Origin of the sequence: Mesorhizobium sp. M0145, assembly GCF_040322355.1 — a bacterium.
Taxonomy (GTDB): Bacteria; Pseudomonadota; Alphaproteobacteria; order Rhizobiales; family Rhizobiaceae; genus Mesorhizobium.
Genome location: NZ_JAMYTK010000017.1, coordinates 102,010 through 121,744 on the forward strand (window position 1 = coordinate 102,010; position 19,735 = coordinate 121,744).

Here is a 19,735-nt window from a genome sequence, read left to right on the forward strand (position 1 = left end):
ATCCTGCTCCGCAACGCATGTAGGTCTTCGGAGGGCGCCCTTCTGTTCACCGATGGGACATCAGAAGACAGAATGCGCGGAGCAGCATTAGCATGAACCAGACCGGATCGATCACGCTGTTCCATTATTGGAACCGGTTGCGTGACGGACGCCCTGCCCCGAAACGCTCGGAAGTCGAACCGGCCGATATCAAGTCGCTGCTGGCCGACACGTTCATCCTGGAAAAGGACACGCGCGGCGAAGCGGTGTTCCGGCTGGCCGGCACCAGGCTCTGCGCGGTCTATGGCCGCGAACTCAAGGGGTTTTCATTCCCTTCACTGTGGCGCGAGAAGGACCAGCGACTGATTTCGAAGCTGACCGATGGCGTCTTCGACCTGAAATCGGTGATGCTCATCACCTATGAGGGTTTCAGCCGCAACGGCCGGTCCAACAGGTTCGAGCTGCTCGCGCTGCCGCTCGACGGCGGTGTCGAGAGCCCGCGCTGCCTCGGCGTGATAAGCGCCGTCGAAAAACCCTTCTGGCTGGGTGCCGACCCGGTTCTCGACGCCTTGATCGATTCGATCCGTGTCGTCGATCCCGACAAGGAGCCGATGTTCCTGAAGAACCGGCCGGCGATAGAGGTTCCCTCGCTCGCCCCATCGGAATTCGACCCGCCCGAGACGATTTCGGCGCTCGGCCAGGCTCGCCGCATCCGTCACCTGGTCGTCTTCGACGGCGGACGCGAGGAATGATGCCCAAAGCTTAAAGCAACAGCGCCGGGCTTTCCCCTTTGTTAACCTGCTTTGTTGTAGTTTTCCGCTGAAATTCCCCGCATCCATGCGCGGAATGCCGAACGGGGTATGGCAGTGATGAGGTCAGCGGCGGTCGACCATGCGCCGTCCCAAGCTGAAAGGCGTAACTTTCAGCGCGTCCGCGTGAAAATTTACGGACGCTTCATGCTGGAAGACCGCACCGAACATCCCTGCCAGGTGGTCGACATGTCGCCCGGCAACGTTGCGCTGCGCACCGAGCGCGCCGGCCTGGCTGGCGAAAAGGTCATTGCCTACATCGATCACATCGGCCGCATCGAAGGCGTCATCACCCGCACACTGCAGGATGGCTTTGCGATGACCGTCATCGCGTCGGAGCGCAAGAGGGACAAGCTCGCCGCGCAACTGACCTGGCTTGCCAACAAGCACGAGCTCGACCTGCCGGAAGACCGCCGCCATGAACGCGTCGCACCGCGCAACTCGACGAGCGTGCTGCAGCTTGCCGACGGACGCCAGTACCAGTGCCGCATCATCGACCTGTCGCTGTCGGGCGCGGCGATCGAGATCGACGTCAAGCCGGCCATCGGCGTCCAGGTGACGCTGGGCACCATGCGCGGCCAGATAGTGCGGCATTTCGAAGATGGCCTCGCCATCGAGTTCGCCGTCATCCAGCGGCCGGAAACGCTCGATACCGAATTCAGCTCATCGCGCGGCTGACGCGGAAGCGTTAGCACTATCGGGAAGAGAGGCTGGCGATCCTTCGCGCCCCCCTCTGTCCCGCCATCCTGGCTGTTCGAACGGTGCGACGAAGCATGGGAACATGCCCGGCTGGAATCCTTAAACAATTCTATATTCAATTGCGTCAAATTTTATGTTTATTCTATTGGCGTTTTACTTAATGTCTACTTCGCACTTTTGCGTCAAATAAATCCAGTCGTGTCATTGTCTCCTCAAACGGGGAGACTGAATAATGAACAGGATGAGGGGCAAGCTGTTGCTGGCGGCAATAGCGATGCAGCTTTTCGGTTGGGGGACTGTAAACGCGGCGGAGCCGGCCTTCATGCACACCGGCGGCCGCACCACGCAGCCGGTCGGACACTACGAATTGTGCCAGCAGCTTCCGCAGGAATGCAATCAGAGGACGCCTGGCCGGGCACCCGTCGAGCTGACCCGCAAGCTGTGGGCAACGATCGTCAAGGTCAACAATTCGGTCAACAGCAGGGTCGCGCCGCGCACCGACATGGAAATGTGGGGCAAGGAGGAAGTCTGGTCCTTTCCCAATAGCGGCTTCGGCGACTGCGAGGACTATGCGCTGGAAAAGCGCCGCGAGCTGATGAGCATCGGCGTGCCGGCCGGCGATCTGCTGATGACGGTGGTGCGCCAGCGCAATGGCGAAGGCCATGCGGTGCTGACCGTGCGCACCAGCCTTGGCGAGTTCATCCTCGACAATCTCCAGCCCAAGGTGCTGTCCTGGACCAATACCGGCTACACCTACCTGAAGCGCCAGTCCGAGCGGAATTCCGGCGCCTGGGTGACGATCAACGACGGCCGCTCCGACGCGGTCGCCAGCGTCCGCTGAGGACGCGACGCAAAACCCGGTCGAGTCCCCACCCTCCCCGTCCCCAACGACCGGGTTTAAGGAGCCGGCCCCGTCCCCGGGCCGGCTCCACCATTTCCGGGTGGGACCTAGCCCAGAAAATAGTCGCAGTTATCCAGCTTCGTTTTCGACGCATACCGTCTTTTGCGTTGTCATCCACGGCTTGCGGTGGGTAGTTTGGCCCCATGGGGGAAGTCCTGGCCGACACCGAAAAATTGGAAGCCTTGATCGCTGAGGCGCGTGCCTCTGGCGGTTCTGAGCTCGCCAACTATCAGCTTTTCATCGAGCGCCTGTGTATCGCGCTCAATCTGCCGCGTCCCGCGATGGCGCAGGAGCAGAATCAACTGAACGACTACGTTTTCGAACGCCGGGTGGATTTCAAGCATCCTGACGGCACTCGCTCGGCGGGCCGAATCGATTGCTATCGACGCGGCTGTTTCATTCTCGAAGCCAAGCAGTCCGGCAAGCGTCAAGCCACCAAAGTCGATCCCAGCCAGCTTCTGCTGCTCCCGGAAGACGCAGCCCAACGCAAGCCCGGTCAGGCCAAACGCGGCACGCGCGGCTGGGACCAGGTGATGCTCGCTGCCCGCAAACAGGCGGAGGACTATGCCCGCGCCCTGCCGGTTGAGCATGGCTATCCGCCGTTCCTGCTGGTGGTGGATGTTGGCAATACTATCGAGGTTTTCGCCGACTTCTCCGGTCAGGGCAAAAACTACGCCCACTTCCCCGACCGTCAGACCTTTCGCATAGGCATGGACGATCTTCGCGACGCGAAAATTCAGGCGCGGCTGCGGGCGATCTGGACGGACCCGCTAGCACTCGACCCGACCCGTATATCGGCGGAGGTCACGCGCGACATAGCAGAACGCCTGGCCAAGATCGCTAAGCGACTGGAAGGCAAGCACGACGCGAAGGACGTTGCCGAATTCCTCATGCGGTGCCTGTTCACGATGTTCGCGGAAGACGTGAAGCTTATCCCCGAGAAGGGCTTTCAAAAGCTGCTGGGCCAGATGAAGGACACGCCCCAGCACTTCGTAGCGGCGCTGGAGAGCCTGTGGGCAGTGATGGATGGCGGAGGCTATGCGCCACACCTCAACGCCACCTTGAAGAAATTCAACGGCTCGCTGTTCAAAAAGCGGGCCGCGCTCCCGCTCGACAGGGACGACATCAACGAACTCTGGATCGCGGCAGGCAAGGATTGGTCGGATGTGGAGCCTGCGATTTTCGGCACGCTTCTTGAGCGTGCTCTCAATCCGCGCGAACGGTCAAAGCTCGGTGCGCACTATACACCGCGCGCCTATGTCGAGCGTCTTGTCGTGCCGACCATCATCGAGCCGTTGCGCGCCGACTGGGAGCTGGTTCAGGGGCAGGTGAAGGAGTTGCGCGACAAGGGGGACCATGCCGGAGCCTTGGCGGCGGTCAAGGCCTATCATCACAAGCTCTGCACCACGCGGGTGCTAGATCCGGCCTGTGGCACTGGCAATTTCCTCTATGTCAGTCTTGAGCTGATGAAGCGGCTCGAAGGTGAGGTGCTGGAGGCCCTGGACGATCTGGGTGAGGATCAGGGGCGGTTCGCCATGGAAGGTGAGACGGTCAACCCGCGTCAGTTTTATGGGCTTGAACTGAACCGCCGCGCTGTCCCCATCGCCGACCTCGTGCTGTGGATCGGCTACCTCAAATGGCAGCTCAAGACCGCCGGTCTAGCCTCGATCACGGAACCTATTTTACATGCTTATGGCACGATCAGAGAGCAGGATGCAGTGATCGCCTATAATCGGCAGGAATTGCTACGGGATGCCAGCGGACGGCCTCTTTCGCGCTGGGATCGTGTGACAAAGAAACTGCATCCAATTACGGGCGAGGAAATCCCTGATCCCGGCGCACAAGTGCCGCTCTATAGCTATGTCAACCCGAAGCGCGCATCTTGGCCGGAGGTCGAATTCATCGTCGGCAATCCGCCCTTTATAGGCGGCAAGGACATACGACAGGAGCTTGGCGACGGTTATGCGGAAGCTTGCTGGGCGGCGCGTCCGCATATTCCAGGCGGGGCGGATTTCGTCATGCACTTCTGGGACGAGGCTGCGACCCGCCTTTTACGGAAGCCAACCAAGGACGCCACGAATCCCCTGCGACGCTTCGGCTTTATCACGACCAATTCCATCACCCAGACCTTCTCGCGACGTGTCATCGAGCGCCATATGGTCGCCAAGGAGCCTCTGTCTCTGGTCTTCGCAATACCCGATCATCCATGGCTAAAGGCCGCGGACAAGGCCGCAGTTCGCATCGCCATGACCGTTGCAGAGAAGGGTGATCGCGAGGGTGTACTGGCTGAAGTCTTGGCGGAGATGGGGCTTAATACAGACACTCCCCAGGTCCAACTGGACCAACAGGAGGGCAAAGTCCGAGAAAATCTTGTTGTTGGAGCAAACACCGCATCCGCGAAGCCATTGCTTGCGAACGAAGAATTATCGCGACCCGGCGTAAAGCTACACGGCGCTGGCTTCATCGTTTCCGTTAGCCAAGCCCAAGCACTTGGGCGCGGAACGATTGCAGGCGCTGACGAACATATCCTCCCCTATCTTAACGGTCGAGATATTACCGCCCGTTCACGAGGGGCCATGGTAATCGACCTGTATCCGCTCGACATTGACGAAGTCGGCAGCCGCTTTCCAGCTATTTACCAACACGTTCTGGAGAACGTAAAGCCGGAACGTGACCACAACCGGGACAGCGATATTCGGGCAAACTGGTGGCTATTTGGACGTGTACGCACCGAATTTCGCGACATGGTCCGCGCCCTTCCGCGTTACATCACGACCGTTGAGACGGCGAAGCATAGGTTTTTCCAGTTCCTAGACGCAAGCATTCGACCGGACAACAAGCTGATTGCTGTCGGTCTCGCGTCCGCCGAACATGCCGCCGTGCTTTCCTCGCGTCTGCACGTTGTTTGGTCCATCGCTAAGGGTGCATGGATGGGCGTCGGCAATGATCCCGTCTACGCAAAGAGTGAGACGTTCGAGCCATTTCCGTTCCCGGTTGCCGTTGATCCGAGACTGACATCCATGGATCCTCTCTATGCTCAGCAAGAACGCCTTCGCGAGCTTGGCGAACGGCTGGACGTTTTCCGCAAGACACAGCTCGCACAGCACTTCTTCCTCACGATGACTGGTCTCTACAATGCGCTGGAACGCCTGCGCGAGTTAGAAAACGGCTGTGACGTGCCATCCCTGACCGATGCTGAGCGCAATGTGCATCAGGCAGGACTGATCTCGGTGCTGAAAGGAAATTCATGATGACATCGACCGCGCCGTGCTCACCGCGTATGGTTGGGAAGACCTGATCCCGGCGCTGGTTGGCAAACCCGGCGCGACATTGCCTTCGCCTCACAAGACAAAGGCGCAAGAGCAGGCAGAGGAAGAATTGCTGACCCGGCTGGTGGCGCTCAATCAGGAACGGGCAGCCGAGGAAAAACGTGGGCAAGTACGCTGGCTCCGCCCCGACTACCAGATACCGAAGCTGGGCGTGAAAGCTCCGATGGCGGAAGGCGAACACGTTGGCACGCTCGACATCGAACTGCCCGACATTGTGGACCGCCCAAAATGGCCTACAGACGGTCTGGAGCAGATCAGGCTGGTGCGGGATCTACTCGCAAAGGCGCCAGCGCCCGCCCCGCCGGAAGCCATCGCCAAGGTATTCGACGGCAGGAATACCGCCAAGCGTCGCGACCGGATCGAGGAGGTTCTGGAGACGCTGGTCGCGACCGGCGTTGCCCGAACCGGCGAACATGAGGGGCAACGGAAATACTTCCTTCCAAGGTAGGGGCAAATTCGCGCCCGTGAGCTGCCACTAGACCTTCCTCAACCCAGCCCTAAACCGCCTGCCGTTTGCCACATAATACGCGGCCGAGGCGCGCAGCCTGGCGACTGCGGCCTCGTCGAGCATCCTGACGACGCGCGCGGGCGAGCCGACGATCAGCGAATTGTCGGGAAATTGCTTGCCTTCGGTGACCAGCGCACCGGCGCCGACCAGCGAGTTGTTGCCGATCTTCGCGCCGTTCAGCACGATGGCGCCCATGCCGATCAGGCTGTTGTCGCCGATCGTGCAGCCATGCAGCAAGGCGCGATGGCCGATCGTGCAGCGTTGGCCGACGGTCAGCGGAAAGCCGGCGTCGGTGTGCATGATTGTGTGCTCCTGCACATTTGTGTCGGCGCCGATGACGATCGGCTCATCGTCGCCGCGGACGACGACGCCGAACCAGAAGCCGGCATTGCGGCCAATGCTGATATTGCCGATCAGGGTGGCATCGGGCGCGATCCAGTTGCTGTCGGCGTCCTCGAAGGCGGGCGCTTTTCCGTCAATCGCGTAGATCGGCATTGCTGTCTCCAGATCGTCTCACACCGACAAGCTGCCAGACCCTAGAAGCGAAGCCGCCCAGGACGCAATGGCGATCACCACCATGCCCAGCGCCAGCGCCCAGATGGTCGCCGTACAGCCGCAGGAGATCAGCCCCAGCACCGAGATGCGACGCTCGCGCCAGGCGTCCAGCGCCTCGTTGGCGAACATCAGCGGCCCGGCGCAAGCCGTCGTGGCGAGCGAGCGCAGCATGTGCTTCGACGATACATAGGGCTGGACGAAGGCAAGCCTACGGCCGGCGATCAGCTCCATCACCGATCCGGTCAGGCCGCAAGCCGTCAGCCCAGCCATAAAACTGAATATGATTTGTTCGACCGGGCCCATCTTTACCCTCCGTTTACCATGAAATCGCACAGTCGCCCGCAAAGCTGCGAAGCAAGAGCCGTGCGCGCCGAGATGTGCCGTTCAGGTACACCCGATGGGACGGCAAATGAGGATCGCGATGAAGCAGGCAGCCGCCACAGAGGGCCCGCAACTCAGCGTCGTCGATTCGACGCTGATGAAGCGAGTGTTTTATGCGTTCGCGACGCTGGCGCTGCTTTCGGTGGCGATCAGCCTTGGCGGCAAATGGTTCGGCCGCTCGATTGCCATGGCCGGGTACACCGACGACACCACGGTCCACAAGGTCGTCATCGGCAACAACGTCATCGCCGTGCCGGCCAATGTCATCCGCTTTGCCCAGGCCCGGCGCGACGGCATCGCCTCGCGACTCGACCTCTATCTGCGCTATCCCGAGATGGACGGCTACAGCGAGGCTGCCCGCAACGACTTCAACCACACCGGACCCAGCAAGGACATCGTCTTCCTGTCGTTCGAGCCGCAGATGATGTCGCGCGACATGAGCGGCCGCTTCGCGCCGATCTACAGCGCGCTGATCGCCAAGCCGGGTACGCCCGGCCCTGGCGGCACCACGCTTTACGCCTTCAGCGAAAAATCAGGCTATCTGAACGAAGTGCTGGCGGTCGCCGATCGCCCCGGCAAGGATCCGTTCGTCGCACGCTGCCTGAGCGGCCCGAGCTCGGACGAATCGCTGGCGCCCTGCGAACGCGACATCCTGGTCGGCGACAATCTCAGCCTTACCTACCGCTTCCCCCGGGAATTCCTGGGCGACTGGCAGGGGCTCGACGCGGCGATTTCGGGCGAGGCGGCACGTGTGCTGAAGACCGGGCGGTAAGCAACGAAACGAGCCGTTCCGTAGCGATCCTTCGCGCCCCTCTCTGTCCTACCGGACATCTCCCCCACGAGGGGGGAGATCGGCCGTCATCTTGGCTTTCGCCAGTCTCCAATGTTGCAGGAAGAGTGCAGCGCCGAGGCTGCCAATCTCCCCCCAGGTGGGGGAGATGGGCGGCAGGCCAGAGGAGGGCGCTGTTCCGCCGGCGTCCTGCAAGGTTCCGTACCGCCGCAGCGCTTGAGGCGTAGCGGCCAGCTAAACTCCCAACTCAGGCCAGATCGATGTCGAGGATCGCCATCGAGAAATTATAATCGCCGTCGTCCTCGTCCTTGAAGACGATGCCGAGGAACTCGTCGCCGACATAGACCTCGGCCGAATCTTCCTTGCGCGGCCGCGCCTTCACTTCGAGTTTGGGGTTCTGGAAGGTGCGCTTGAAATAGGCGTCCAGCTTTCTGATTTCGTCCGGCTTCAACAGTCTTCTCCGATCGTCGGCTTCTTCGTTTGAGCGCGCTTCTGGCACGTCGACAATGGCCATGTAAAGGCAAGCCGGCGAGAGAACACGGGCAATCGCCTCAGGTTTGCGCTGCCCCTCATCGCCCTGCCGGGCACTTCTCCCCGTATAGTGACGGGGAGAAGGCCGCCTTCGCAAAAAATTTCGCCAATCTCCAGCGTTACAGAAACAGTGCCGAGGCCGCAGTCAGCCCCTTCTCCCCGTCACTATACGGGGAGAAGATGCCGGCAGGCAGATGAGGGGCAGCGCCGACATTGATAGTTGGTCCGACGCGACAAGCCCCTGCCCGAGCACTCAGATGTCGAAGCTGACGACGTGGTCCATCGTCTGCGATGGCAACAGCTGGTCCATCTGCCGCGAAGGCTGGTCGCAGCCGGTCTCGCCGACGACGCGGGCCGGCACGCCGGCAACCGTCTTGTTGTGCGGTACCGGCGACAGCACCACCGAGCCGGCCGCGATCTTCGAGCAATGGCCGATCTCGATGTTGCCGAGGATCTTGGCGCCGGCGCCGATCAGCACGCCGTAGCGGATCTTGGGATGGCGGTCGCCGCCGGCCTTGCCGGTGCCGCCCAGCGTCACGCCGTGCAGGATCGACACGTCGTCCTCGATCACCGCCGTCTGGCCGACGACGAGGCCGGTGGCGTGGTCGAGGAAGATGCCCTTGCCGATGCGGGCAGCCGGATTGATGTCGGTCTGGAACACCGAGGACGACCGGCTCTGCAGATACAGCGCGAAGTCCTGGCGGCCCTGGTTCCACAGCCAATGCGCCAGCCGGTGCGTCTGGATGGCGTGAAAACCCTTGAAGTAGAGCACCGGCATGATGAAGCGGTCGCATGCCGGATCACGGTCGTAATAGGCCTGGATATCGACGCGCACCGTCGTCGACCAGTCCTTGTCGTCGGCCGCCATCGCCTTGAACGTCTGGCGGATGAGGTCGGAGCCGATGTCCTGATGGGCGAGGCGCTCGGCCAGCCGGTGAATGACCGCTTCTTCCAGGTTTTCCTGATTGAGGATGGTCGAATAGAGGAACGCCGCCAGCAGCGGATCGCGGTTGACCGCTTCCATCGCTTCGTCGCGGATCGAACGCCAGATCGGATCTACCGGCTGCACCCTGGTGGGACGGGAAATCGTAACGCTGTTCATCTGATGTCTCCGGCCATCCAATGTCTCGGCCATCCAATGTCTCGGTTGGCGGCTTGCCTATTCTCCGGCCGCACCTATAAGCCAGATCATAGCACGGGTGAACTCAATTTTCCTTAGTGCTTCGTGAAATGGATTTGGTTGGCGGAATTTCAAGCAGCCATGGAAAACGCAACCTTGATGGACGAGACCCTGAAGCGCGAGCTTTCCGCGCTCTATGAGGCCGAAGATCGCCACTACCACGACCTTGGCCACATCGAGGCGACGCTGGCGCTGGCCAATGATTACAAGGCGTTGTTGCATGATCCTGAAGCAGTCGAGGCAGCGATCTGGTTCCACGACGCGATCTACGACAGCCGCGCCAAGGACAATGAGGCGAGGAGTGCCGCACTTGCCGAGGAAAAGCTCGCCGGCCGCGCCGATGCACAACGCATCGGTCGCATCGCGGCGATGATCACTGCCACTGCCGGCCACGAATTGCCGCCCCTTGGCGACCAGCATTCGGTTCGTGACGCGGCGCTGTTCCTCGACATGGACCTGGCGATCCTGGGTGCTGCGCCCGACGTGTTCGACGCCTACGAGCAGGCGGTTCGCCGCGAATATAAGTGGGTCGATGAGCCGATGTGGCGGGCCGGCCGTGCCGCAGTGCTAGAGGGCTTCCTCGCGCGGCCGCATATCTTCCACAGCGAGGAATTCCGCCGGCGCTTCGAAACCCAGGCCCGGCATAACATGACGCGCTCGCTCAGGGCGCTGGGGCACAGCCCGCGCCGATCGTAGCCCGACGCGTCGCTCGCTTGCCTGCCGGAGAGTTGCCCGAAATCAGGTAAACGCGCCGATGGTCGATGCCATTCCCCACAGCATGAACACCCCGGCCGCAAGCGACGCGCCGTTGACTACGATGCCAGCCAGACCGAGCACACGACTGTCGTTCGAACGACCGAGCGCCATCAACCCGAAAACCACGCCGGTAAGATGTGCCAATGGCCCGGCCAGAAAAAATACGGCGGCGAAGAAGCCTGTCGCACTGTTCTGGAGCAGTGGGGACGCGTCGCTCGGCATTGCCATCAACGCGGTGATCGCCATCGCGCCTGCCACCAATGCAGCCAGCGCTAGAACAACGGACCATTCGCCGAACCTGCTTTTCGCAACGACGCCCAGCAAAGCGGCGTCGCTTCTTCCCCATTGTGCCATCGTACCCCCTGCCCTTCGTTCAGCGTGGCGGGTTTGAACCGATCCACACGTCGCTCTCATTTATTCCTGTATCGTTGCAAAACCGCTAAGGACCCGTTCAGGCCGGATGGCCGCTTTTTGGGGAGCCATCCATCAGAGCGGATGCTCGGCATAAAACTCCAGCACACGCTGCTTGAAGGTCTTGTCGCCGACCGCCAGCATGTGGTCGCGGCCTTCGATGTGAAACGCCCTGGCGTTGGGCATCAGGGCGGCGAGCTCATCCGGCGAGCCGCCGATGTCGTCCTTGCTGCCGACGGCGATCAGCGTCGGCTGGGCAATGCGGGCAAGGTCGGCCTCGCTCAGCAATTCGCGGGAGGTGGCGATGCAGGCGGCGAGCGCGCGGCGATCGCTGCGGGTCTGATCGGCGAAGGCGCGGAACGAGCGGCCGCGCGGATCGCTGGTGCCTGCCGGATCGTCGGCCAGAAGGGCGTCGGCTATCGGATCCCAGTCGCCGACGCCGTCGACCATGCCGATGCCGAGACCGCCGAAGACCAGCGTCGCCACCTTCTCCGGGTCGGAGAGCGCCAGGAAGGCCGATATGCGCGCGCCCATCGAGTAACCCATGACATGAGCGCGTTCGATGCCGAGATGGTTCAAAAGCGCTGCCGCGTCCGACGCCATTTTTGCCGGCGTGTAGTCGGCTTCGTCATAGCTCTTCGACGACGAGCCATGGCCGCGATTGTCGAAGGCGATCGCACGGTAGCCGGCGTCGTTCAGCGTCTTGAACCAGCCGGGCGACACCCAGTTGACGTAATGGCTCGAGGCAAAGCCGTGGATCATCAGCACCGGATCGCCCTGCCCCGATGCCGGCTGGCGGTCAAGGAAAGCAAGGTCGAAACCGTCATGGGAGAAGAACTGCATCGGCCGAAGATCCTGCCCGCTCAGTCGGAATCGACACTCGGCGCATCGCCCTTGTCGGGCGGCGGCATGGCCGGCCCCGCCGCCGTGCCGATGGCCGGATGGCGCAGCAGGTCGCCGTCCTCAATGCCCTTTTTGGCAGCCGTGCCCGCCTTGAGCTCGAGCACGAAGCGCACCGGTTCGTCCGGCGAGATGATCGCCTCCGACTGCGGCTCGCCTTGCTCGATCGCCCGGATCCGGCCGTCCTGGCCGACGAAGATCAGGTCGAGCGGCATCGGCGTGTTCTTCATCCAGAAACTCACATCCTGCGGCGCGCCGAACACGAACAGCATGCCGTGATTGTCGGCCATGTGCCGGCGGAACATCAGCCCGGCTTCGCGCTCGGCGGGCGTGTCGGCGATTTCCACGGAAAAAGAACGCTCGCCGGCCTTCGTCACCGCGACCAGCGGCGCCGGGTCGACGGGAAGGATCATCGCCTTGCCGTCGGCGGAACTCGGTTGTTGAAAATAGAAGAACGCACTTGTGGCGACGATGAGGAAAATCCCGGCGCAGAGCGCGCCCGCCGTCACCCGGTTCCTGTGAGCCATATGAAATCCTCGGCCGGAACTAATGCGAGACCGGCAAGGTACCCATATCGGGGTGAATTTCGGCAGCCATAAGGCCTTTGTCGCCGCGTCCGAAGCGGACCAGCACCACCTGGCCCGGCCGGAGTTCGGTGATGCCGTAGCGGCGCAGCGTCTCCATGTGGACGAAAATGTCCTCGGTGCCCTCGCCCCGGGTCAGAAAGCCGAACCCCTTGGTACGGTTGAACCATTTGACCAGCGCCCGTTCGAGGCCGCTTTCCGGCGTCACCGCGACATGGGTGCGCTGCTCCTGTAGCTCCGCCGGATGCACCGCCGTGGTGACATCCATCGAGAGCACGCGGAAGGCCTGCAGCCCGCGCTCGCCCTGCTTGACCAGGCAGACGACACGGGCGCCTTCCAGGGCGGTCTGAAAACCATCCTTTCGAAGGCATGTCACATGGAGGAGGATGTCGCCCGAAGTACCATCATCGGGAAGGATGAAACCGTAGCCCTTGGCCACGTCGAACCATTTGATGGCGCCGGCGATTTCGACGAGATCGGCCGTATCGGCGCTCTCATCCCGCTTCAACGTATCGTTACCGGCCCCGTCCCGCCCCATGAAAGAGGCCTTTTCCCCCATAAGAACGCCCCCTTTTTTCAAGAAACACTGCAACTGATTCTTGGTATCAGATTAACACCGCGGCTTCCGGTGTGTGCAAGACCTGACGTGCCTTTTTTCACGGTTCCATACAGGAATAGCGGATTTGCCGTTTTCCGGCGCCGCAAAACGTGGCCAATTGCCCTTTGGCCGGGCCGCCCCTATGTTGCGCCGCAACGCAACATAAGGAGGAAATCATGCGCTATCTGCACACCATGGTCCGCGTCGCCGACATCGATGCTTCGCTCGATTTCTACTGCAACAAGCTTGGCCTCAAGGAAGTGCGCCGCCATGAAAACGAGCAGGGCCGCTACACGCTGATCTTCCTCGCCGCCCCCGAAGACGAGCAAAGCGGCATCTCCGAAAAGGCGCCGCTGGTCGAGCTGACCTACAATTGGGATCCGGAAGACTACAAGGGCGGCCGCAATTTCGGCCATCTCGCCTATGAGGTCGACGACATCTACGCCACCTGTCAGCGGCTGATGGACAATGGCGTTACCATCAACCGGCCGCCGCGCGACGGCAACATGGCGTTCGTCAAATCGCCGGACGGCATCTCGATCGAGCTGTTGCAGAAAGGTCCGGCCAAGCCGAAGGCCGAGCCGTGGGCGTCGATGCCGAACACCGGCAGCTGGTAACCGATCACGCCATCTTGAACGGACGCAGGCGGGCCCTGGTTCGGTTTTCGCGTCCGCATTCCCAAGGAGAATTCATTCATGCCGGCCAGCCATGTCGACGTCGCCACCGAACATGCCAGCCGCTATCTGCAGCAGCTGTGCAAACATTGGGCGCACAAGTTTCCCGTCGAATTCGACCCGAACCACGGCACCATCGATCTGACGCTCGGCCGCACGGTTCTCGATGCCGACCCGGCTGCGCTGCACATTGCAGTGACGACCGATGAAGCCGGCTCGCTCGAGCGCCTGGAAACGGTCGTCGCCGAGCACATCAAGCGCTTCGCCTTCCGTGAAGACCTGGCATTCGACTGGAAACGCGGTCCGGCCGCGTAGACGACCTGTCAACCGCCGGCCTGGGCCATGTCCAGCAGCATCAGCACGGTGCGCCAATTACGCGCCGTGCCCGGCACCTTCAGAACGCGCGGAATGAGATTGGCAAACACCGATTTGCCGAGCCCGTCAGGCGCATGCAGGTAGAGCACGTCGCCCTTGATCTCGAAGCGTTCTGGCCCGGTGCATTTTTCCGCCAGCCGGGCGACCTCCTCGGCGGTCGGCCGGCGCTCCAGCGCATAGGCATGCAGCTTGGTCGGCTCGCCGGCCACTTCCGGATAGGGATTGTCCGCCGCCAGCCGCTCGAGCCAGCCGAGATCGCGCACCATGATGCGTGAATGGAACCCCCATTTCTTCTCGAATTCCGCTTCCAACCGCCTGGTCAGCGTCGCCGCATCGCCATCTGGCGACCGGAACACGGCGTTGCCGCTCTGCACATAGGTGGCGATATCGGAGAAGCCGAGCTGCTCCAAGAACGTCCGCAACTCCGCCATTTTGACGATGCGGTTGCCGCCGACATTGATGCCGGAAAACAGCGCGACAAAAACGTTCGCCGGAGCGTTCGGAAGATCGTTGCTGCTCATATGATGAACCCGGCGAGCGTCTCGTTGTCTGTGATGTCCTGGTAATGGACGCTCTCGGCATCGAAATTCGCCTTGAGCAGGTCGAAATTGCGGCGGTCCTTGGTTTCGATGCCGATCAGCACCGAACCGAAATTGCGCGCAGATTTCTTCAGATATTCGAAGCGGGCGATGTCATCGTCGGGACCCAGCAATTCGAGGAAATCGCGCAGCGCGCCGGGCCGTTGCGGAAAGCGGATGATGAAGTATTTCTTCAAGCCCTCGAAGCGCAGCGCCCGTTCCTTCACATCCGGCAGCCGCTCGAAATCGAAATTGCCGCCCGACACCACGGCAACGATGGTCTTGCCCCTGATTTCCTTCCTGGAAAAATCCTTGAGCGCATCGATCGCCAGCGCGCCGGCCGGCTCCAGCACGACGCCTTCGACATTGAGCATTTCGATCATGGTCGCGCAGAGCCGGTTTTCCGGGATCAGCCGCACGGTGTCGGCGGCAAACTCCCTTAGGTGGCGCAGCGGCTCGCGGCCGATCTCGGCCACCGCTGCGCCGTCGACGAAATTGTCGACCTTGGCGAGCTTGATCCGCTTTCCGGCGGCAAGGCTATCGCTCAAACTCGGGGCGCCGGCCGGCTCGCAAAAGACGAAGCGCGTTTCGCGGTGCTGGTCAGCGAAATAATGGGTGACACCGGCGGCCAGGCCGCCGCCGCCGACCGGCAGCATGACGATATCAGCCATGCGCGCGCCGGGCATCTGGCCTGATATCTCATAGGCGACGGTCGCCTGCCCTTCGATGATGTCCTTATGGTCGAACGGCGGCACCATGTGGGCGCCGGCAGTTTCGGTGAATTCAAGTGCCGCGCGATAGCAGTCGTCGAAGAAATCGCCGACCAGCCTGATCTCGACGAATTCGCCGCCGAACAGCCGCGTCTTGTCGATCTTCTGCTGCGGCGTCGTCACCGGCATGAAGACGACGCCCTTCTTGCCGAAATGGCGGCAGACGAAGGCAAAGCCCTGCGCATGATTGCCGGCCGAAGCGCAGACGAACAGCTCGGCAGCGTTGCCGGCGGCGAGCGTCTTGCGGAAGAAGTTGAAGGCGCCGCGGATCTTGTAGGAGCGCACCGGCGTCAGGTCCTCGCGCTTCAGCAGCACCCGCGCGCCGGTCTTCTTCGACAGATAGTCGTTTTCCTGCAGCGGCGTCTCCGGAAAAATCTCGCGGATCGCCGCAGCGGCAGCGGCGACGCGAGAGGAGAAACTGGTCATGGCTGGAGCACCCCACAGGCTAGGCGAGTTCGGTCCCGCTATTGCATATCTGGCCTCGTGAAGCCATTGTCCGGCCGCCCCGAAGGGGCATTTCCGGAATCAACGTAAGCATTTGGGGGCGTTTGCTCATGCCTGTCGCATCGGTGGCCCGGAAAACCGTGTCGCTGCCGGAGTTCGGCGAGCCGACGGTGATGCCGCTGGTGCCCCGCGCCACCTATGAGGCCCGTATCGCGGCGCTGGTCGCACTTGGCGGGTTCGATGCCTTCGTCGTCTATGGCGACCGCGAACATGCGGCCAATGTCGCCTACCTCTGCGGCTACGATCCGCGCTTCGAGGAGACGCTGCTCATCATCGTTCCCGGCAAGCCGCCGAAACTGCTGGTCGGCAATGAGGGCTGGGGCTATGCCGAGATCTGCGACGGGCCGTACGAGCGCGTGCTCTACCAGACGTTTTCGCTGCCGGCGCAGCCGCGCGACCGCTCGCAGGGGCTTTCCGACATCCTTGCCGATTGCGGCCTGAATGCCGGCCAGCGCATCGGCGCCATCGGCTGGAAGCCGTTCGGCCCCGGCGATGCCGGTTTTGGCGAAACGACGCTCGACCTGCCGTCCTTCATCGCCGACACGTTGCGCAGCCTTGTCGGCGATAGGGGCGTGATCATCAATGCGGCGAACCCTTTGATGAACCCCGCCGACGGCCTGCGCGCCATCAATGAGGCCGACCAACTGGCGGCGTTCGAATTCGCCGCGACCTATTCCTCGCAAGGCCTGCGCAACGTCCTGCAAGGCATCGAACCCGGCATGACCGAATTGCAGGCGGCGCGGCTGATGGGCATCAACGGCCTGCCGCAATGCTGTCACCCGATGCTGTCGGCCGGCAAGCGTGCGGCCTATGGCCTGCCGAGCCCGCGCCTCGACATCATCAAGCGCGGCGACCCGATCACCATGGCCTATGGCATCCAGGGCTCGCTCAATGCCCGCGCCGGTTTTCTGGTCGAGGACGCGGCCGAGCTTCCGAGGGGCATCCAGGACTATGTCGAGAAGCTGGTCGCGCCCTATTTCTGCGCCGTCGTCGACTGGTACGAGACGGTCGGCATCGGCGTTCCCGCCGGCGCGTTGTGGCAAGCGGTGCACGACCGCATCGGCGATCGGTTCTTCGGCGTAGCGCTCAACCCCGGCCACCTCATCCATATCGACGAATGGATGCATTCGCCGGTATTTTCCGGCTCCGACATCAGATTGAAGTCGGGCATGGCCTTGCAGGTCGACATCATCCCGGCGACCGGCACCGACTATTTCACCACCAACATCGAGGACGGCATCGCGCTGGCCGACGAGGCGCTGCGCGAAGAGATCGCCGCGCGCTATCCCGAAGCCTGGCGCCGCATCGAGGCGCGCCGCGCCTTCATGACCGACGTGCTCGGCATAAGGCTGAAGCCGGAAGTGCTGCCGTTTTCCAACATTCCGGCGTTCCTGCCGCCGTTCTGGCTTTCGCGCAACAGTGCGATGGCAGTCGCGAGGCGCTGAGCGCATTTCGGCGCCTGCGACTTACTTCCGCCGCACTTGGCCTGTCCGGGAGGTGCGGCGGAGGTGGATGGGCCTTTGGTCAGGCCGGAGTGGAATTGCTTAAGTGCCCTTGAAGACGATTTGCATCATTCTCATTGCCGCGCTGCTCGCCGGCTGCGGCGGGCGCCAAACCGAGGAACTGCTCGGCAGCGCCATGATGGCGGTGCCGGTGACGGAAATCGCCGGCAACCACTCGATCTTCATCGCAACCACGCGCAAGCGCTCCGACGATCCCGACAAGGTCTTCGACGGCGAGCGCTCGGCGACGCTGAACTATGCCCGCGTCAACGTCACCGTCCCCGGTATCCACAAGACAGGCCAGATCGAGCGGCGCTCGCGCGGCAAGTCGGACGATCCGGCCAAATACTTCATGGCTTCCGAGGTCGTCGGCTACGACACCCAGCCGAAATTCTCCAGCGCGCTCAGCGCCGACATCGCGGCGCGCGGCGGCCGTGTCATGGTCTTCGTCCACGGCTACAACACCGGCTTCGACGACGCCGTCTACCGCGTCACCCAGATCACCCATGATTCCGGCTATCCAGGCACGCCGGTGCTGTTTTCCTGGGCGTCGGGCGCCAAGACCACCGACTACGTCTACGACAAGGAAAGCGCCAGCGTTGCCCGCGACCAGCTGGAAGTGACGCTGAGAATGCTGGCGCAGACCGGCGCGCGGCGCATCGACATCGTCGCCCATTCGCTGGGGACCTGGGTTACCATGGAGGCGTTGCGCCAGCTCGCCATCACCGGCGACCGCGATCTGGGCGGCAAGCTCGGCGACGTCGTGCTGGCCTCGCCCGACATCGACGTCGACGTGTTCAAGAGCCAGATGCGCCGCTACGGCAAGCCGGACAAGCCGTTCATCCTGCTGCTCTCCGACGACGACCGGGCGCTGCGGCTCTCCGGCCTGATCGCCGGCGCGCGGCCGCGCGTCGGCGACTACAAAAACGCCGCCGACCTCGCCAGCTATGGCGTGTCGGTCGTCGATCTCTCCAGCGTCAAGGGAACCGACCGCTTCAACCACACCAAATTCGCCGACAATCCGGAATTGGTGCAGTTGATCGGCCAGAAGCTGCGCGAGGATGACGGGTTTGCCAGCGACCGCGAAGTGACAGACCGCATCGCCTCGGTCGGACAATAGCTGCATTGCGCGGCAGTGACTGTTGACCATTGCCGCACCATCGGAACAGTTTGAACTGGACCGTGCCGGCCTCTGCCTCTATCGAATAGGCCAAGACGTCTCCGGCTCGACGTCGCCTTTGCGGGAGCCCGCGTGATCGTGCCTTCGAAGATCTTTCTCGTCGTTGCGTTCGCGCTCGCGGTTACCGGCTGCGCCGGCCAGAACACGCACGATCTGCTCAACAAGACGACGATCATCGTGCCTGCTTCGGACATTGCGGCGACGCACAAGATCTTCGTCGCCACAACCCGGCAAAAGGCAATGAAAGAGCCCCGGCAGGTGTTCGACGGCGACCGTTCGCCGACCACCAGCTTTGCCAGCGTCGAGGTGACGGTGCCCAAAATCCACCAGCTCGGCGCCATCGAGCGGGTCAAGGGCTCGGCCAACAGCAATCCGGCGAAGGATTTCACGGCGACCGGCGTCACCTTCTACGAAGGCGCCCCGCAATTCGCCAAGGCGGTCGGCGCCGACATCGCTATGCGCGGCGACCGCGCGCTGGTTTTCGTGCACGGCTTCAACAATGGCTTCGACGACGGTATCTACCGGCTGACGCAGATCGCGCACGACACGAAATATCCGGGCACGCCGGTGCTGTTTTCGTGGGCGTCGAGCGGCAAGACGACCGGCTACATCTACGACAAGGAAAGCGCCAATGCGGCGCGCGACGATCTCGAAGCGACGCTGCGCATGCTCGCCAAGAGCCGCGCCAAGAGCATCGACATCATTGCCCATTCGATGGGGACCTGGGTGACCATGGAAGCGTTGCGCCAGCTTGCCATCACCGGCGACCGCGACCTCGGCGGCAAGCTCGGCTACGTCATCCTGGCCTCACCCGATATCGACGTCGACGTGTTCAAGAAGCAGATGATCCGCTACGGCAAGCCCGACAAGCCGTTCGCCGTGCTGCTTTCGGGCGACGACCGGGCGCTCAGGCTGTCGACCCTGATCTCCGGCGACAAGCCACGCGTCGGCGACTATGGCGACGCGGCCGACCTCGCCAGCTATGGCGTCTCGGTGGTCGACCTGACCAAGACCAAGGGCGGCGACCGGCTGAATCACGCCAAATTCGCCGACAACCCGTTCCTGGTGCAGCTGCTCGGCGACCGCCTGCGCGCCCCGGCGGGCCTTGCCTCCGAAGAGACCGCGCCGGCCCAGCTCGACAATCTCGGCCAGGGCCTCGGCAAGGCCGTCGGTTCGGTCGCCGAAATCGTCATCACCACGCCGTTCAAAGTGCTGACCATCGCCACCGGCGGGTGAGCCGA

The 19,735-nt window shown here is 62.5% G+C and carries 22 protein-coding genes; 12 read left to right on the plus strand and 10 right to left on the minus strand.

Annotated elements, in window-relative coordinates; translation table 11 throughout:
* Positions 1–92 precede the first annotated feature (92 nt).
* The 5 genes from NKJ28_RS22820 to NKJ28_RS22840 all read left to right on the plus strand — a co-directional run bounded on the left by NKJ28_RS22820 (position 93) and on the right by NKJ28_RS22840 (position 6,165).
* Positions 93–731 (plus strand): PAS domain-containing protein, encoded by a 639-nt coding sequence (locus NKJ28_RS22820; RefSeq protein ID WP_352492545.1) that lies wholly within the window; start codon positions 93–95, stop codon positions 729–731.
* Between the two features lie 117 nt (positions 732–848).
* Positions 849–1,466, plus strand: coding sequence for a PilZ domain-containing protein (locus NKJ28_RS22825; RefSeq protein ID WP_352636998.1), 618 nt, complete (start codon positions 849–851; stop codon positions 1,464–1,466).
* A gap of 262 nt (positions 1,467–1,728) precedes the next feature.
* Positions 1,729–2,328: a transglutaminase-like cysteine peptidase gene (locus tag NKJ28_RS22830; RefSeq protein ID WP_352623276.1), complete on the plus strand. Its 600-nt coding sequence runs from the start codon at positions 1,729–1,731 to the stop codon at positions 2,326–2,328.
* Between the two features lie 203 nt (positions 2,329–2,531).
* Positions 2,532–5,639, plus strand: coding sequence for a class I SAM-dependent DNA methyltransferase (locus NKJ28_RS22835; protein ID WP_352636999.1), 3,108 nt, complete (start codon positions 2,532–2,534; stop codon positions 5,637–5,639).
* A 16-nt stretch (positions 5,640–5,655) separates the two neighbouring features.
* Positions 5,656–6,165: a hypothetical protein gene (locus NKJ28_RS22840; RefSeq protein WP_352637000.1), complete on the plus strand. Its 510-nt coding sequence runs from the start codon at positions 5,656–5,658 to the stop codon at positions 6,163–6,165.
* Positions 6,166–6,192: 27 nt separating this feature from the next.
* On the opposite strand, the gene NKJ28_RS22845 is transcribed toward NKJ28_RS22840, so the two are convergent.
* Together NKJ28_RS22845 and NKJ28_RS22850 are read right to left on the minus strand one after the other, a co-directional pair.
* Positions 6,193–6,720 (minus strand): gamma carbonic anhydrase family protein, encoded by a 528-nt coding sequence (locus tag NKJ28_RS22845; RefSeq protein ID WP_352637002.1) that lies wholly within the window; start codon positions 6,718–6,720, stop codon positions 6,193–6,195.
* A gap of 18 nt (positions 6,721–6,738) precedes the next feature.
* A complete protein-coding gene (locus tag NKJ28_RS22850; RefSeq protein ID WP_352570897.1) occupies positions 6,739–7,083 on the minus strand; it encodes a DUF6949 family protein in 345 nt (114 codons plus the stop codon).
* 118 nt (positions 7,084–7,201) lie between these two features.
* On the opposite strand from NKJ28_RS22850, the gene NKJ28_RS22855 reads away from it, so the two are divergent.
* Complete coding sequence (locus NKJ28_RS22855) at positions 7,202–7,933, plus strand: hypothetical protein (protein ID WP_352570896.1); 732 nt, start codon at positions 7,202–7,204, stop codon at positions 7,931–7,933.
* A gap of 265 nt (positions 7,934–8,198) precedes the next feature.
* Here NKJ28_RS22855 and NKJ28_RS22860 read toward each other — a convergent pair whose 3' ends face one another.
* Both NKJ28_RS22860 and cysE read right to left on the minus strand, forming a co-directional pair.
* Positions 8,199–8,402, minus strand: a complete 204-nt coding sequence (locus tag NKJ28_RS22860) for a DUF3126 family protein (RefSeq protein ID WP_023674799.1) — start codon at positions 8,400–8,402, stop codon at positions 8,199–8,201.
* Between the two features lie 333 nt (positions 8,403–8,735).
* Positions 8,736–9,584, minus strand: coding sequence for a serine O-acetyltransferase (cysE, locus tag NKJ28_RS22865; RefSeq protein WP_023717455.1), 849 nt, complete (start codon positions 9,582–9,584; stop codon positions 8,736–8,738).
* 159 nt (positions 9,585–9,743) lie between these two features.
* On the opposite strand from cysE, the gene NKJ28_RS22870 reads away from it, so the two are divergent.
* Positions 9,744–10,358 (plus strand): HD domain-containing protein, encoded by a 615-nt coding sequence (locus NKJ28_RS22870; RefSeq protein WP_352637004.1) that lies wholly within the window; start codon positions 9,744–9,746, stop codon positions 10,356–10,358.
* A 42-nt stretch (positions 10,359–10,400) separates the two neighbouring features.
* Here NKJ28_RS22870 and NKJ28_RS22875 read toward each other — a convergent pair whose 3' ends face one another.
* From NKJ28_RS22875 to NKJ28_RS22890, 4 genes are all read right to left on the minus strand, one after another.
* Entirely contained in the window at positions 10,401–10,772 is a 372-nt protein-coding gene (locus tag NKJ28_RS22875; protein WP_352637005.1) for a hypothetical protein, read from the minus strand.
* 132 nt (positions 10,773–10,904) lie between these two features.
* Positions 10,905–11,672, minus strand: a complete 768-nt coding sequence (locus NKJ28_RS22880; protein ID WP_352637006.1) for an alpha/beta fold hydrolase — start codon at positions 11,670–11,672, stop codon at positions 10,905–10,907.
* A 20-nt stretch (positions 11,673–11,692) separates the two neighbouring features.
* On the minus strand, positions 11,693–12,256 hold the full coding sequence (locus NKJ28_RS22885; RefSeq protein WP_023674794.1) for a DUF192 domain-containing protein: 564 nt from the start codon (positions 12,254–12,256) through the stop codon (positions 11,693–11,695).
* A gap of 19 nt (positions 12,257–12,275) precedes the next feature.
* Entirely contained in the window at positions 12,276–12,872 is a 597-nt protein-coding gene (locus NKJ28_RS22890; RefSeq protein ID WP_036238076.1) for a cold-shock protein, read from the minus strand.
* Positions 12,873–13,087: 215 nt separating this feature from the next.
* On the opposite strand from NKJ28_RS22890, the gene gloA reads away from it, so the two are divergent.
* Positions 13,088–13,528 (plus strand): lactoylglutathione lyase, encoded by a 441-nt coding sequence (gene gloA, locus NKJ28_RS22895; protein ID WP_023674793.1) that lies wholly within the window; start codon positions 13,088–13,090, stop codon positions 13,526–13,528.
* A gap of 78 nt (positions 13,529–13,606) precedes the next feature.
* Positions 13,607–13,900: a DUF2218 domain-containing protein gene (locus NKJ28_RS22900; RefSeq protein ID WP_352637007.1), complete on the plus strand. Its 294-nt coding sequence runs from the start codon at positions 13,607–13,609 to the stop codon at positions 13,898–13,900.
* 8 nt (positions 13,901–13,908) lie between these two features.
* Here the strand turns inward: NKJ28_RS22900 and NKJ28_RS22905 are convergent, their stop codons facing one another.
* Positions 13,909–14,481 (minus strand): DUF1697 domain-containing protein, encoded by a 573-nt coding sequence (locus tag NKJ28_RS22905; protein ID WP_352637008.1) that lies wholly within the window; start codon positions 14,479–14,481, stop codon positions 13,909–13,911.
* On the minus strand, positions 14,478–15,734 hold the full coding sequence (gene ilvA / locus NKJ28_RS22910) for a threonine ammonia-lyase IlvA (RefSeq protein ID WP_352637009.1): 1,257 nt from the start codon (positions 15,732–15,734) through the stop codon (positions 14,478–14,480). Before ilvA ends, NKJ28_RS22905 begins: the two co-directional genes overlap by 4 nt.
* 128 nt (positions 15,735–15,862) lie before the next feature.
* Here ilvA and NKJ28_RS22915 point away from each other — a divergent pair, with 128 nt between their 5' ends.
* From NKJ28_RS22915 to NKJ28_RS22925, 3 genes are all read left to right on the plus strand, one after another.
* Positions 15,863–17,257: a hypothetical protein gene (locus tag NKJ28_RS22915; protein ID WP_352637010.1), complete on the plus strand. Its 1,395-nt coding sequence runs from the start codon at positions 15,863–15,865 to the stop codon at positions 17,255–17,257.
* Between the two features lie 103 nt (positions 17,258–17,360).
* On the plus strand, positions 17,361–18,434 hold the full coding sequence (locus NKJ28_RS22920) for an alpha/beta hydrolase (RefSeq protein WP_352637011.1): 1,074 nt from the start codon (positions 17,361–17,363) through the stop codon (positions 18,432–18,434).
* Between the two features lie 132 nt (positions 18,435–18,566).
* A complete protein-coding gene (locus NKJ28_RS22925; RefSeq protein ID WP_352637012.1) occupies positions 18,567–19,730 on the plus strand; it encodes an alpha/beta hydrolase in 1,164 nt (387 codons plus the stop codon).
* Positions 19,731–19,735 lie beyond the last annotated feature (5 nt).

What these genes read in the sequence shown, in the direction of transcription:
- NKJ28_RS22890 (WP_036238076.1), bottom strand. Translation starts at nt 12,872, where the DNA reads ATGGGGGAAAAGGCCTCTTTCATGGGGCGGGACGGGGCCGGTAACGAT.
- NKJ28_RS22830 (WP_352623276.1), top strand. Translation starts at nt 1,729, where the DNA reads ATGAGGGGCAAGCTGTTGCTGGCGGCAATAGCGATGCAGCTTTTCGGT.
- NKJ28_RS22880 (WP_352637006.1), bottom strand. Translation starts at nt 11,672, where the DNA reads ATGCAGTTCTTCTCCCATGACGGTTTCGACCTTGCTTTCCTTGACCGC.
- NKJ28_RS22900 (WP_352637007.1), top strand. Translation starts at nt 13,607, where the DNA reads ATGCCGGCCAGCCATGTCGACGTCGCCACCGAACATGCCAGCCGCTAT.
- ilvA (WP_352637009.1), bottom strand. Translation starts at nt 15,734, where the DNA reads ATGACCAGTTTCTCCTCTCGCGTCGCCGCTGCCGCTGCGGCGATCCGC.
- NKJ28_RS22855 (WP_352570896.1), top strand. Translation starts at nt 7,202, where the DNA reads ATGAAGCAGGCAGCCGCCACAGAGGGCCCGCAACTCAGCGTCGTCGAT.
- NKJ28_RS22820 (WP_352492545.1), top strand. Translation starts at nt 93, where the DNA reads ATGAACCAGACCGGATCGATCACGCTGTTCCATTATTGGAACCGGTTG.
- cysE (WP_023717455.1), bottom strand. Translation starts at nt 9,584, where the DNA reads ATGAACAGCGTTACGATTTCCCGTCCCACCAGGGTGCAGCCGGTAGAT.
- NKJ28_RS22870 (WP_352637004.1), top strand. Translation starts at nt 9,744, where the DNA reads ATGGAAAACGCAACCTTGATGGACGAGACCCTGAAGCGCGAGCTTTCC.
- NKJ28_RS22835 (WP_352636999.1), top strand. Translation starts at nt 2,532, where the DNA reads ATGGGGGAAGTCCTGGCCGACACCGAAAAATTGGAAGCCTTGATCGCT.
- NKJ28_RS22845 (WP_352637002.1), bottom strand. Translation starts at nt 6,720, where the DNA reads ATGCCGATCTACGCGATTGACGGAAAAGCGCCCGCCTTCGAGGACGCC.
- NKJ28_RS22850 (WP_352570897.1), bottom strand. Translation starts at nt 7,083, where the DNA reads ATGGGCCCGGTCGAACAAATCATATTCAGTTTTATGGCTGGGCTGACG.
- NKJ28_RS22905 (WP_352637008.1), bottom strand. Translation starts at nt 14,481, where the DNA reads ATGAGCAGCAACGATCTTCCGAACGCTCCGGCGAACGTTTTTGTCGCG.
- gloA (WP_023674793.1), top strand. Translation starts at nt 13,088, where the DNA reads ATGCGCTATCTGCACACCATGGTCCGCGTCGCCGACATCGATGCTTCG.
- NKJ28_RS22885 (WP_023674794.1), bottom strand. Translation starts at nt 12,256, where the DNA reads ATGGCTCACAGGAACCGGGTGACGGCGGGCGCGCTCTGCGCCGGGATT.
- NKJ28_RS22875 (WP_352637005.1), bottom strand. Translation starts at nt 10,772, where the DNA reads ATGGCACAATGGGGAAGAAGCGACGCCGCTTTGCTGGGCGTCGTTGCG.
- NKJ28_RS22825 (WP_352636998.1), top strand. Translation starts at nt 849, where the DNA reads ATGAGGTCAGCGGCGGTCGACCATGCGCCGTCCCAAGCTGAAAGGCGT.
- NKJ28_RS22915 (WP_352637010.1), top strand. Translation starts at nt 15,863, where the DNA reads ATGCCTGTCGCATCGGTGGCCCGGAAAACCGTGTCGCTGCCGGAGTTC.